A 13386-nucleotide genomic window follows, 5' to 3' on the forward strand; every position below is an offset into this window, starting at 1 on the left:
CGCTCGCTGCGTCGCCCGTGCTAACTGCTTGCGTTACCGTGTATGGCTGAGATGCTGCGCAACCGCCTGACGCGACCGGCCGAACTGCTGCCGCTGGCGGTCTTTCGGGTCGGCTTCGGCGTGCTGATGCTGCTGAGCACCGTGCGCTTTGCGGCGTTGGGTTGGATCGACGCGTTCTACGTTGCGCCCGGCTACCACTTCACGTACTTCGGGTTCGACTGGGTGCGTCCGCTGCCACCCGCCGGTATGTACGCAGTCTTCCTCGTCATCGGCGTGTGCGCCGCGTTGATCGCCCTCGGCCTGTTCTATCGCGCTGCGATCATTACGTTCTTCGTGCTGTTCACGTACGTCGAGCTGATCGACCTCGCGTACTACCTCAACCACTACTACTTCATCTCGGTCATGAGCCTGCTGATGATAGCGCTTCCCGCAAACCGGATGCTGTCGCTGGACGTGCGGCGGCGCCCGGACCTGCGCGCGTCGACCGTGCCGGCGTGGATGGTGGCGGCGCCACGCGTCATGCTCGGGATCGTGTACGTGTACGCCGGGATCGCCAAGCTCAACCCAGATTGGCTGATCGACGCCCAACCGCTGCGGATTTGGCTGCGCGCGAGTGCCGGCATGCCGGTGATCGGCCCGCTCTTCGATCAGCCGTGGATCGCCCACGCGATGAGCTGGGCGGGCGCGGCGTTCGACCTGACGATCCCGTTCTGGCTGAGCTGGCGGCGGTCACGCCCAGTTGCGTATCTCGTGGTCATCGGGTTCCATACCATGACCGGGCTGCTGTTCCCGATCGGCGTGTTTCCGTGGGTGATGATCGCCTGCACGCTGGTCTTCTTCGACGCCGACGACTGGCGCTGGCTGTTTGGTCGGATCGGGCGCGTGCTGCCTGCCGCTGAACCGGATCGCGTCGTACGTCCCGCGCGTTGGGTGGCGCCCGCCGTCGCGTTGTTTTTCGCGTGGCAGGTGCTGATGCCGCTGCGCCATTGGCTGTACCCCGGCAACTACCTCTGGACCAACGAGGGCTTCCGCTTCGCGTGGCACGTCATGTTGGTCGAGAAGAACGGCACCGTGACGTTCCGCGTCGAAGACCCGGCGACGGACCGTTTCTGGATCGTCTATCCGTCCGACTATCTGACCCGCGTGCAGGAACACCAGATGAGCTTCCAGCCGGACATGATTTTGCAGTTTGCGCACCATCTGGCCGCCGAGTTCGCGCCAATCTGCGAGTGCGAGCCGGCCGTGTACGCCGAAACGTACGTTAGCATGAACGGCCGACCCGGTCAGCCGATCGTCGATGCCGAGCGCGACCTCGCCCGCGTGCAGCCGTCGCTGTTGCCGGCCGACTGGATCGTGCCGCTGGCGACCGATTGATTGTCCTGCGGAAGCTTTGCCTCCACGCCTCCACAAGGTATTTGCACCCCTTGACCCCATCTCTGTGGAAGGGTCCAGAGGGCGAAAGCCTTGTAGCGGGGTTTGAGGCAGCGCCCCACTATCACTGCCATCCGGTGCGATAGGCCAGCCATGCGCGCGATACGACGCCGAGCGCCGCCTGAAATTCGCGTAGCGTGGGCAAGCCCGGCGGCGGCGGCCTCAGCGACCTTTCGGTGAACATGCCGGATACTGCAGCAAGGACTGCGTTCACCCGGTCGGGGTCGGCTTGGCGAAATGCAGGATGCCGGATCGCCACGTCTTCCGGCGGAGGGCCGCCTTGCATCGTCACGCTTGGGGCGAACGCGAGGATGTCGATCCACGCTGCGCCGACTTGCCCCCAAGGCCAGTCAAGGAACCACACGCGCTCATTCGAAATGAGGATGTTGTCGGCCCGTATGTCGAAATTGAGGAGCGTGTCTCCGGTAGTGGCGGCGCTGGCGCGGGATTCGAGATCTGCGGCCGCTTCGAGGTGGCGCCGCGACCACGCATCCAGCACGTCACGCTGGGCCGGATCGCCTTCGAGCAGGAGACGCCAACCCGCGATTCGCGTGCCGATGGTCAACCCGATCGGGTCCACAGCCCCGATCGGCAGCGGCGACGGCGTCAACTGCTCGGACAGGTCGATCATGCCACGTACGACGCGATCGAGATCATCGGCTTGCCACGGTTCGTGCGGGTGTCGGCCGTCAATCTCATCCAGTGCCAGCACGACCCACCCGGTCTCGGCGTCGTCGATCGACCAGCGCAAGCGCGGCACGGGCGCGGTCGGCGGCAGCATTGCGGTGATGCGCGCTTCTTGGCGATGGATAGCCGGCGAATCGGGGTTAGGCTGCGGCCCGACGGCTTTGACGAATACGCGTTGGCCGTCTGCAGTGCGCAGTCGCGCGGCGACCCCGGGCGAAAATCCGCCGGGCTGCGTATGCGCGGCTACGACCGGCGAACCCAACCGCGCTTCGATATTGGCGCGGATGCTGGCGGGGATTGCGCTCCATTCGAGACGGGCGCCACGGGCCGGCGGCGGGGGTGGGGTAGACATGCGCGCTTTCGATCGAATGTCAGCCGATGCGACACTGAGTGTAGCACCAGTTTGCACACACCAATCCGCGACACCGGCGGTGCGCCAGCGGATACGGTTCCAGACATGGAGAAACCGGCTATAATGGAAACTGCGAACTAGAACAAGGGTGCTATTGTGGCACAGGATGACTTCTCCCGTGACCCGTTCGACCGTGTTCGTGACATCGCATTGGCGATGCCCGGCGTGGAGGAGTCGACCACGTTCGGCACACCGTCGCTCAAAGTCAACGGCAAGTACCTCTTCCAAATGAAGGACAATGACACGCTGATCGTATCGGTCGATCTGGATACGCGTGAAATGCTGCTGGCGACCGAACCGGAAATCTTCTTCATCACCGAACACTTCCGCGGCTGGCCAGCAGTGCTGGTGCGCTTGGCCGAAACCGACGATCGCACACTGCGCGATATCATCGAAAAGGCATGGCGCCGCCGCGCTCCGAAGAAACTCGTGAAGGCGTACGATGCCCGGTGATTGCCGCGCGGAGGCACGCTGAAACACCCCGTTTGACGGCCTTTGTTAACGTTCGACTTCTCATCCTACGCGCTTGACACCGGCGCGCCACGCGGCGTATAATGCCCATTACGCACTTTCCCGGTGGGTGCGTTCCGGCGCAAGGATGAGAAGTCCAGACATCAGTCATTTTTCCACAGTGTCCGACACAACGGTCTTAGACTGACCGTTGTTTTGTCGTCTCTGTCCACTGCCGCGGCACGGCGCCGCCGGGTATTGGCTAGCGTTTGCCAGTGTTAAGGAGCAGCGCGTTGAATAACGAGTATTTCAACACCAAGAACTACGCCCGAACGCTCGACGTTCAGGAGCTGCCATCGCTCATTGATATTCAGCTCGAGTCGTTCCAGTGGTTCTTGACCGAAGGGCTGTTGGAGCTTTTCGACGAGATCACGCCGATCGAGAGCTACAACGGCAACCTCCGCTTGCATTTCCCCAGCAACCGCCCCGAGTCAAAGCAGTTCGACCTCAAATTCTGGTACGAAGAGCCGAAGTACAGCCGGGAACTGTGCCTCGAGCGCGACATGAGCTATTCCGTGTCGCTGTATGCCAAGGTGGCCCTCGAAAACCGCGACGCCGGCGGCGAAGTGACCACCAGCGAGATTTTCATGGGCGAGTTCCCGCTCATGACCGACAAGGGTACCTTCATTATTAACGGCACCGAGCGCGTGGTTGTCAGCCAGTTGATCCGCTCGCCCGGCGTCTATTTCGAGACGGAAGAGGATCGCAGCACGGGCCGCAAGCTGGCCTTCAGCAAGCTGATCCCCGACCGCGGCGCGTGGATGGAGTTCGAGACCCGCAAGAGCGACGCGCTCGTCCTCAAATTCAACCGTAAGCGCACCGTGCCGGTGACGACGCTCCTGCGCGCGTTGGCCGCCGTGCGCGACGAGATGGAAACGACCGGCAGTGGCGAATCCCCGATCAAGGACGGCTCGGACGAGGAAATCCTCGCGCTGTTCGCCGACATCGACACGGATGAGAGCCACCACTTCATCTCCAAGACGATTGAGACCGAGACCGACCTTCAGAAGGGTCCGAAGGACCAGACGATTGCTCAGGCCTCGTTGATCGAGTTCTACAAGAAGATGCGCCCGGGCGATCCGCCGACGCTTGACAACGCGCGCGAGTACCTCGAACAGCAGTTGTTCGATCAGCGCCGCTACGACCTCGAGCGCGTCGGCCGCTACAAGCTCAACAAGCGCCTCGGCCTGCAGGGCGAAGTGCCGCAGAAGATTCGCACCATTACCAAGCGCGATATCATTAACCTCGTACGCCACATGATCCTGATCAACACCGGGAAGCAGAAGCGCGACGACATCGACCACCTCGGCAACCGCCGCGTCAAGACGGTGGGCGAGCTGATTCAGAACAAGCTGCGGGTCGGCCTGCGCCGCGCCGAACGCGTCATCAAGGAGCGCATGAGCACCAAGGAGCAGGAAAATCCGACTCCCGGCACGCTCATAAACATCCGCCCGATCGTCGCGGCCATCCGCGAATTCTTCGGGTCGTCGCAGTTGTCGCAGTTCATGGAACAGACCAACCCGCTGAGCGAGCTGCGCCACAAGCGTACGCTTTCCGCGCTCGGCCCCGGCGGTCTGCGCCGCGAACGCGCGGGTTTCGACGTCCGCGACGTGCATCACAGCCATTACGGGCGCATCTGCCCGATCGAGACGCCGGAAGGCCCGAACATCGGTCTGATCGGCCGCCTCGCCAGCTATGCGAAAGTCAATCAGTACGGCTTCATCGAGACGCCGTACCGCCGTGTCGTTCGCACCCTCAAGCTGGACGACGCGCGCCTAATGGGGCGCTCGATCCGCGAGGACATCGAAAACAGCAAGGGCGATGTCATCGTCGAAGAGGGGACGGTCATCGACGAGGCGGTCGTCAAGACGCTCAAGAAGTCCAAGATCGAGGACGTGCCGGTCGTGCCGTTCGTTGACCCGAACAGCTTCTACCTGCCGGCCGACGAGGAAGACGACTTCGTCATCGCGCAGGCGGACACCCCGACCGACGAACTCGGCCAGATCACCGTCAGCCGTGTGTCGGCCCGCCACAACCAAGACTTCAAGATGCTGCCGACCAACCGCGTCGACTACATCGACATCGCACCACGCCAGATCGTGGGTATCAGCGCCGCGCTCATCCCGTTCCTCGAGCATGACGACGCCAACCGCGCCCTGATGGGTTCGAACATGCAGAGTCAGGCCGTCCCGCTGCTCGACCCCGACCTGCCAATCGTCTCGACCGGCATGGAAGCGGTCGCGGCGCTCGACAGCGGCCAGATCCTGCGCACCGAGTACGACGGCGAAGTCGTCAGCGTACAGGGCGACCGCGTGGTCGTTCGCACCGAGGACGGCGAGGACATCGTCTATACGCTGCGCAAGTACAACCGCAGCAACCAGTCGACCTGCATCGACCAGAAGCCGATCGTGCGCAAAGGCCAGTTGGTCAAACGCGGCGACGTGCTGGCCGACAGCAGCTCGACTTACAAGGGCAGCCTTGCGCTCGGCCATAACGTGGTCGCGGCGTTCCTGTGCTGGGACGGCGGTAACTACGAAGATGCGCTGCTGATCAGCGAAGAAATGCTGCGCAAGGATATGTTCACGAGCATCCACATCGAAAAGCACGAGGTGGAAGCCCGCGAGACCAAGCTCGGCAGCGAAGAAATCACCTACGACATCCCCAACGTCGGCGAAGAGGCGCTCAAGGACCTCGACGAGTTCGGCATCGTGCGCATTGGTGCCGAAGTCGGCCCGAACGATATCCTCGTCGGCAAGATCACGCCGAAGGGCGAGCGCGAGCTGAGCCCCGAGGAGAAGCTGCTGCGCGCGATCTTCGGCGAGCAGGCCCGCGAGGTCAAGGACTCGTCGCTTCGCCTGCCGCACGGCGAGCGCGGCAAGGTCGTGGACGTCAAGACGTTCACCCGCGAAGAGCACCGCGATCTGCCCGCCGGCGTCGAGAAGATGGTGCGCGTGGCTGTCGCCCAGCGCCGCAAGCTGACCGTCGGTGATAAGATGGCCGGCCGTCACGGCAATAAGGGTATCGTCAGCCGTATCGTCGCCCTTGAAGACATGCCGTACCTCGAAGACGGCACGCCGGTACAGATCATTCTCAACCCGACCGGCGTCCCGGGCCGCATGAACCTCGGTCAGGTGCTCGAACTACACCTCGGCTGGGCGGCCGACCGGCTCGGCTTCCGCGCCATTACGCCGGTGTTCGACGGTGCCATGGAAGACGACATCCGCGCCGAACTCGGCCGCGCATGGCTGATCGACTTCGTGTGGGACCAGATCACCGAGCGCGCGTGGGAGTGGATCAAGCAGTACAACTACGGCGATACCGACCTCGAAGACGACGAAGAAGTGCGCAAGCTGTACATCTTCGAATGGCTGAAGGACAACCCGGCCTACGACTCGCAGCAGATTCTCGAGAGTCAGGTGCTGCGCCGGCGCGCCGCGCTGGCCGAATGGCTGCGCGAGAAGGGCTACAATCCGGACCTGACGCTGATGTTCGACACCGAAGGCGTCCGGCCCGAGAAGCGCGACGAGATCGAAGCCAACGCCATCGCCGTGTCGCTGACCGAGTGGATCAAGCTGTACGATCCGAGCGCGAAGATCCCCGCCAACGCGACCAACGCCGACCTGTATGCAATCGCCGACCGCGTGATGTTCGCCACGGGCGTTCCGCTGCCGCACTACGGCAAGATGACCCTGTACGATGGCCGCACCGGCGAACCGTTCGACAACTCGGTGGCAGTCGGCTATGTGCACATGCTCAAGCTGGCGCACTTGGTCGAGGACAAGGTGCATGCCCGTTCGACCGGCCCGTACTCGCTGGTGACGCAGCAGCCGCTCGGCGGTAAGGCACAGTTCGGCGGCCAGCGTCTCGGCGAGATGGAAGTGTGGGCGCTGGAAGCCTACGGCGCGGCCTACACGCTGCAGGAAATGCTGACGGTCAAGTCCGACGACGTGCAGGGGCGCATCAGCACCTACGAAGCGATCGTCAAGGGCGAGCCAATTCAGGACCCGGGTATCCCGTCGAGCTTCCGCGTGCTGGTGAAGGAACTCCAGTCGCTGGGTCTGTCGGTGGAAGCGATCACCGAAGACGGTGAGACGATCACCTTCGGTAAGGAAGACGACCTGCGCGCGGCCCAGCAGCAGAAGCCGCAGACGACCTATACGCCCAGCCCGACCGATCTGCTCGACTAGCAGAGAAGTCGTCAGGAGTCAGTCGTCAGTTGAAAGTTGAAAACAGTAGCCGGTGGGGAAACCCGCCGGCTTTTGTTTTCTAGCTGCCAGTCGTCAGGCGTCAGCCGTCACGTGGACGTAATCGATCCTGTCCACATACAATGTGGGCCGTGGTGGTGACCCGGTACACAATTCATGTCGCCGTATAGCGCGACCGCCAACCTCGCTGTCTCGGTCGTAGCGGCGACCCGCCGGATCGCCCGCAAGAACCTCACTCCTAAGTCTCGTCTCCGTCTCGGCGAGGGGACTCACACTATCGCATCTTTCTCCCGTCTCTTCGGGAGAGGGGCCGGGGGTGAGGTTCTCCCCCTAATCCTTGAACACGTTCCAGCGCACCTGATTTAACTCCCCGCACTGCCGCTGTACCGTCGACAGCGTGATATACGGCAGTACGCGCAGCAGCACGTTGTCGAACGGCTCGGTCATCAGTTGGCACTCGTTCGCGCCGAAACGCGCCAGGTAGACCGCAAGGCGCAGGCTCAGGCGCGGTGCGGCGAACGATGTGCCGAAGTACGTGTCGCCCTGATACGTCACCTGTCCCGGCATCAGCACCTCGCCCCAGTTCGAGCATAGCGGGTTGCCGTCGGAATCCGTCACGCAGTTGAGCGCCTTCTGGAACGCGAGGAATGGCACGTCCTCGGCCGTCGCGCTGACGCTCACCACCGCCGGCTCGGACGCCGGATAGAACGGGTATTCCAGCCCGGCGTTGCCCGCCGCCGCGATAAACACGTTGGCCTGCGAGATCAGTTCTTTCAGATAACCGCACGATCCAGATTCGGCGTCCGGATTGACGAATACGTTCGACCCATCGACAAACGCCCCGCACAAGTTTCCGCCCGCCTCGGTCGCGATCTTGACGCGCTCGGTGACCGTCTTGACGACATGCTGGAAGACGACGATCTTGGCCGGGTTGGCGTCGTCGATTAGCGCGTCCAGCGCGAACAACGCGTCGGTGTAGGCTTCCAGCGTCGCGATTTCGCTGCACGGCACGACGGCGAAGCTGGCATTGACGATCCACGGGATGTCGCCCAATTCGGGGCGGGTGGTGCCGTCCAGATAGCCGGCGATCTGCTGGTTGATCACGTCGAGGTCGTAGCTCTGCACGTCGACATGGATGACCTCGATGCCGAGGATGTCACTCAAACTGGTGTCAAACGCCCCAATGAAGTAGTCCTCGGGGACGGCAAGGCTGGAAATCTCGAGTTTGTCCGGCGCGTAGGCCGCAACGGCGTTGAGGATCGCCGCATTGACGATCTCGCCATGCGGGTGCGGCGCCCCCGGCCCCGCGCCGGTGATAGTATAGTTGCCCGTACCATCGACACCGAACTCAGGCAGATGCACGGCACAGGTCTCTCCCTCGCTCAGGCCGCCGCCATGCTCCTCTGCAATACTTTCGATGTCACTGAAGCATAGCATCAGCATCGCCTGGATTTGCACCTGAGTCTCAGTTGACTTGGCCGTAGGATCGAACAAGATCGACGACATAGGCGCTGTTCAACATCCCTCTCGAGCTCGTCCCAATTCGGTGTTCAGGATCAAGTCCGGTGAACTGGTCGACTATGAGCAATAGCGCCACAGGTTCAGGATTTGCTGGTGTCGATGGTGTCGCGCCAACATTACCTCCTACAATCAAAGTCATCGGCCACAGCAAGTCCAAACAAGCGCATGACATAGACCGTGGTTTCATCGTTGTTTTCCCCCGCTGCCTAAACGTTCGATCGCTCACTCTAGTACATGTTCCCGCTCCGCTGCATACTCGCGAAGCAAACGTATCTTGTTTGAGTCACCAAGTTCACTATAGATCTCGAACGCCGTGCAAAGCGCGTGCTTCGCCCGAACGTTGTCACCCATACAGTCGAAACTCATACCTAGTGTATGGTGGAGAACTCCGATCCAATATCGCCACGCTGGATCGCGATTGGCGATCTCAAGGGCATCTTCACAGTCTGCGATGGAATCCTGATAGTATCCCGCGTCGTACTTCGCGCTCGCGAGGTTGTTGAGTGCGGCTAACTGGATCTCTACATCACCGATCCGTTCCGCCACTTCGAGGAATGCCTCGGATGTCCCCAACACGGCGTCCAGCGCCTCAGCAAGCCGCGGATCGCCAGTCTCTTTGTAGTAGTTCACTGTTGGCCTTCGAAATAAACGCGATATTCCAGCGCGCGCATGGTTACGTAATCGTCGTTAAGGGCGTCGGCCTTGCGCTGGATGCGCTCGGCGATCTCCGCCGCCGTGTCAAATTCGTGCCGGTCGACAAATATCCGGTTCAGCACGCCGAGCAGGATGATCTCGCGGTCGGGCAGGCCCAACTGCTCGGCCCGGCGCAGCGCGTCCTCGTACGCCGCCCGCGACTCGTCCAACCGGCCCGCCAGATACTCGATGTTGCCGAGCTTGCTGTACATGAAGTGCAGCATCAGCGAGTACTCCGGCTGACCCGCTTCTAGCCCCTCGGCCGCGCGGATCGCCTCGTACAGCCGCGTGCGCAGCAGGTCGTCATGGCCGTACGCACCGAGGTACGCGCTGTCGACCGTGAGACGGTACAGGATGTCGATCAGGATGTCGGGCCGCATCAGCGACTCAGCGGCGTGGGCGGCGGCGTGCAGGATGTTGGCGCGTTCGGCGTACAGCGCGGCGACGTCCTGTGCGTGCTCGTTGACGTAGCGCAGGCAGGCCTCGGCAAAGCGCTGCTGCTGGGCGCGGGTCGGTGCACTGCGTTCGCGCAGGTACAAATACGCGACGTCGTGCACGCGGTAGCGGGCGACCGAGCCCTCCTTCTCGATCAACCGGACAAGGCTGCGCCGGCTCAGGTCGTCCAGTGCCGCCTGCACACGGCCGGCGTCCACGTCGACAACCAGCGCCAGCAGATCGCGCGTCATGGCCGGCGTGAAGGCGCTGCCGAAGGCGAAGAGCACGCGCCGCATCACCGAGTCGGTAAGCTGATCGAGGCTGGTGTTGAGCGTGGCGGTCACGCTGCCGCGCCGCCTGCGTGCGACCTCGCTCTCGCCGTAGTCGGCCGGAAACTGCAGGCTGTCGAGCGTGCGCGCGGCGCTGTCCAGCAAATCAGCCGGGGACGCGCCGAGCGCCATGCTGTGCCCGGCGATCTGCAGCGCCAGCGGCAGGTCGCCCAGAAACGCGCACAAGTCCGTCGCCGCCGGATCTCGCAGCAGCGACTCGACGGTCTGCGCGGCGTAGTGCGCCAGCAGAGTCAGGCTGCCATGCGCGCCTTCGAACCCCTGCTGATCGAGCTCGATCCGGTCGGCGCCGGGCAAGGCGTACAGATAGCGGCTTGTGACCAGCAGCGCAGCGCCGTCCGGCACGGTATTCGGCACGAACCAGCGGAAGTCGTCGAAGCTCCACCACACGTCGTCAAGCACGACCAGCAGGCGTTCGGTCTGGCTCAACCGTGCCCGAATCTGCTCGGCGGCGTCGGCGTTGTCCACCGCTCGGCCGACCTCGCGTTCCATGTCGAGGCAGCGCGCGATCTCGCGCAGGGTTTGCGGCACGCCCGCGCTGCCGACCTGCACCCACATCACGATGGCTTTGGGGGCGCTGCCAATCCAGCGATGTGCCGCCTCGGCCGCGAGCGCCGTCTTGCCCATGCCGCCGAACCCGCGGATCAACACGGGCGTACACGTCGACAGACCCTCACCGACGCGGTGCAGCACCGAATCGCGGCCAATCAACCGGTCGGCGCGGTAGGCGCTAAGCTGTGCGCGCTGCTCGGCAGTAATCCAGCGCGCGCTCTCCTCGGCTACCGGCCCGCGGCGCAGTTCCTCTGTGCGGACATCGGTGAGTTGATGCGCCGCCGGCAGAGAATCGACCGGCTTGGCGCGGCGGACAACGGCGGTTACGGCATCAGTGTACGGGTCGGGGATTTGCAGGGCGGCGATCAGCAGCGGCGCGCTGTTCTTGGGGAAGCGATCTTCACGCTCGTAACGCGAGATCGTGTCTTCCTGATAGCCCATCAACTGGCCAAGCGCGCTTTGGGTCAGGCGCAGCACCTCCCGGCGGTGCTTCACCCACGCTCCAAAATGCGCGTACTCGGTCATGGTGCCGGCCGATCTCAGAACTGGACGGGCGGAATGATCGAATCTATCCGGGTGACCCGGACAAATGCGGGCCGGATTGCGTGTGTAATGCGAGGAGCGATGGCACAGACGGCCCGTGCGGTCCCTCAACCGCACATGCTGACTCTACCACGGGTTCCCTAATCGGAAAAGCAGGCTCGCCCGTGCCTCCGCAATCGGTAACCGCTGTATCGGGAGTGAAACATCATGTGGTTGATCTTGGCCGACGACACCGACTCCTCCGCCCGCTGGCTGTATCAGCAGTTGAAGCACGATGCTCGACTCGACGTGCGTCTGGCAAGCGCCTTCACCGTAGCCAGCAACATCAACTGGGCATTTCGCGCATCGCCGACGGGCAGCAGCCCTGAGTTCATCCTCGCCGACGGCCGACGCATTTCGACCGACTGCCTCGACGGTGTGCTCAACCGGCTGACGCGCATCCCGTCGGTGCGGGGTACCACAGCACCCGGACGCGCCGCCTGCGAAGGCGACCCGGAACAGACCGCGCATTTCGTCAACTGGATGTACAGCTTGTCGATCCCGGTGCTGAACAGACCGGACATCCTAAACCTGACCGGAATCTGGCGGCGCGCGTCGGACTGGACGGTGATGGCATCGGTCGCCGGGTTGCTCCCCGCGCCCTTCCGCGCCGAGACCCCGCCCGCATATCACACCGAAGTCTCGCTGGTCGCGGACTCGCGCATCGACGGGATGAATCGCACGGTGTTCGTCGTCGGTGGGCGTGTGGTCGGCGAAGACGTCCCGGCCTCGATCGCAGATGGGTGCGTGTGCCTCAGCCATATTCTCAACTGCGACCTGATCGCCGCGCACTTCTGCGTCAACCGAGCCGGCGCATGGTTAATCACCGGCTTCAGCGCACAGCCCGATCTGCGCCTCGGCGGGGACGCGCTCGTACACGCGATCGCGGCGATGATGCTGGCACGTAACGACGTACTATCGGCGTCGGCGTAGGCTCGGGTGCGGGGAGGTTCGTACCTCCCCGCTGCCGTGGTACATTCTGCGCAGCACACCGCCAACACGAGCGAAAGGATGACACCATGGCCCGCCAGACGATCTCCAGCGGAAGCCCGTACGAGCCGATCCTCGGCCTATCGCGGGCGGTGCGCGTCGGCCCGCCGCCGTCGTGGCCGCAGCCGGCACGACGCGTCGAGCCTGGGCCGGCGCAAGCTCGCGGGGTCGCGCGCGCGCCAGGTCGCGCTCGAACAAGCCGGCGCAAGCCTCGACCACGTGATCCGGACGCGCACGATGCTCACCCGGATCGAGGATTGGCAGACGGTCGCCAAAGTGCGGTCGCAGTACGTGGGCCATGTGCGCCCGGTCGATACCGTCGTGCAGGTCTCGCGTTTCATCGATCCGGAGTGGCTAATCGAGATCGAGGTCGACGCCTACGTCGACGACCTCCCGCCGACGTCGGGGGGGGTCGGGGGTTGGGGGGGGGCCAACAAAGGGGAACGGCCCCCCCCGGCCCGCGCGCGCCGGGAGGGGCCCGCCGGGGCGGGCCGCCCGCCCCCGCCCCCCCCCAAGCAACCCTACCGAGAAAAAAACCACACACACCCGCAAACCCACGCCCACTGCCGGACAGCCGGGCCCGCCCCGCGCCCTTTTCCCAACCCTCCCCCCACGGGAGACAAACCGCGGGGGGGGAGGGGGGCGGGGACACGGGGCCCCCCCGGGGCCCCCGGGAGAGCGCGGGGGGAGGGGAGCCCCGGGCCCCCCGGACCGGGCCAAAGGGGGCGCCGCCCCCCCCGGGGGAACCGCCAAACCCAGCCCCGCCGGGGCCCCACAAACAGCCCAACCGGGGCGGGCGACCCGCGGGCGCCCCCACCAAAACCCACCGGGCGCCGGGGGCCCCCCCCGGGGGGGGGGGGGGGGGGGGGGCCGGCGCCCCCCCGCCGCGGGGGGGCGCCGGGGGGCAGCCCGGCACAAACGGGGCCACCCCGGGGGGGGGGGGGAGCCCGGCCCCCCCGGCCGGGGGCGGGCGGCAGAGGAAGGCAACCCCCAGGGCCCCCACCCCCACCCCGGCCCCCGG

At 64.4% G+C, this 13386-nt stretch carries 8 protein-coding genes and 1 pseudogene; 5 read left to right on the forward strand and 4 right to left on the reverse strand.

Translation table 11 applies throughout. The features are described from left to right. The first annotated feature begins 51 nt into the window (after nt 1-51). Nucleotides 52-1374 carry an HTTM domain-containing protein gene (locus IPM16_20770; GenBank protein ID MBK9125539.1) on the forward strand — a complete coding sequence of 441 codons (1323 nt, stop codon included), beginning with the start codon at nt 52-54 and terminating at the stop codon, nt 1372-1374. Between the two features lie 121 nt (nt 1375-1495). On the opposite strand, the gene IPM16_20775 is transcribed toward IPM16_20770, so the two are convergent. Next, nucleotides 1496-2470 (reverse strand): phosphotransferase, encoded by a 975-nt coding sequence (locus IPM16_20775; GenBank protein MBK9125540.1) that lies wholly within the window; start codon nt 2468-2470, stop codon nt 1496-1498. A gap of 156 nt (nt 2471-2626) precedes the next feature. Between IPM16_20775 and IPM16_20780 the strand changes: the two genes are divergently transcribed. Further along, nucleotides 2627-2983, forward strand: a complete 357-nt coding sequence (locus IPM16_20780; GenBank protein MBK9125541.1) for an MmcQ/YjbR family DNA-binding protein — start codon at nt 2627-2629, stop codon at nt 2981-2983. A gap of 290 nt (nt 2984-3273) precedes the next feature. Further along, the gene (locus tag IPM16_20785) at nt 3274-7227 is read left to right on the forward strand and encodes a DNA-directed RNA polymerase subunit beta (GenBank protein MBK9125542.1); all 3954 of its coding nucleotides are present in this window, start codon (nt 3274-3276) and stop codon (nt 7225-7227) included. 348 nt (nt 7228-7575) lie between these two features. On the opposite strand, the gene IPM16_20790 is transcribed toward IPM16_20785, so the two are convergent. The 3 genes from IPM16_20790 to IPM16_20800 all read right to left on the reverse strand — a co-directional run bounded on the left by IPM16_20790 (nt 7576) and on the right by IPM16_20800 (nt 11288). Continuing rightward, nucleotides 7576-8751 carry a hypothetical protein gene (locus IPM16_20790; GenBank protein ID MBK9125543.1) on the reverse strand — a complete coding sequence of 392 codons (1176 nt, stop codon included), beginning with the start codon at nt 8749-8751 and terminating at the stop codon, nt 7576-7578. Nucleotides 8752-8988: 237 nt separating this feature from the next. Then, nucleotides 8989-9396 (reverse strand): hypothetical protein, encoded by a 408-nt coding sequence (locus IPM16_20795; GenBank protein MBK9125544.1) that lies wholly within the window; start codon nt 9394-9396, stop codon nt 8989-8991. Beyond that, nucleotides 9393-11288 (reverse strand): hypothetical protein, encoded by a 1896-nt coding sequence (locus IPM16_20800; protein ID MBK9125545.1) that lies wholly within the window; start codon nt 11286-11288, stop codon nt 9393-9395. The genes IPM16_20795 and IPM16_20800 overlap by 4 nt, the downstream gene beginning before the upstream one ends. A gap of 255 nt (nt 11289-11543) precedes the next feature. Here IPM16_20800 and IPM16_20805 point away from each other — a divergent pair, with 255 nt between their 5' ends. Both IPM16_20805 and IPM16_20810 read left to right on the forward strand, forming a co-directional pair. Next, entirely contained in the window at nt 11544-12308 is a 765-nt protein-coding gene (locus IPM16_20805) for a hypothetical protein (GenBank protein MBK9125546.1), read from the forward strand. Between the two features lie 78 nt (nt 12309-12386). Then, nucleotides 12387-12746 (forward strand): annotated as a pseudogene (locus IPM16_20810) (RidA family protein). Nucleotides 12747-13386 lie beyond the last annotated feature (640 nt).

This window comes from Candidatus Flexicrinis affinis (genome assembly GCA_016716525.1).
Taxonomy (GTDB): domain Bacteria; phylum Chloroflexota; class Anaerolineae; order Aggregatilineales; family Phototrophicaceae; genus Flexicrinis; species Flexicrinis affinis.

Coding starts and splice junctions, on each gene's coding strand:
- IPM16_20805 (MBK9125546.1), top strand. CDS start 11,544: ATGTGGTTGATCTTGGCCGACGACACCGACTCCTCCGCCCGCTGGCTG.
- IPM16_20770 (MBK9125539.1), top strand. CDS start 52: ATGCTGCGCAACCGCCTGACGCGACCGGCCGAACTGCTGCCGCTGGCG.
- IPM16_20790 (MBK9125543.1), bottom strand. CDS start 8,751: ATGTCGTCGATCTTGTTCGATCCTACGGCCAAGTCAACTGAGACTCAG.
- IPM16_20775 (MBK9125540.1), bottom strand. CDS start 2,470: ATGTCTACCCCACCCCCGCCGCCGGCCCGTGGCGCCCGTCTCGAATGG.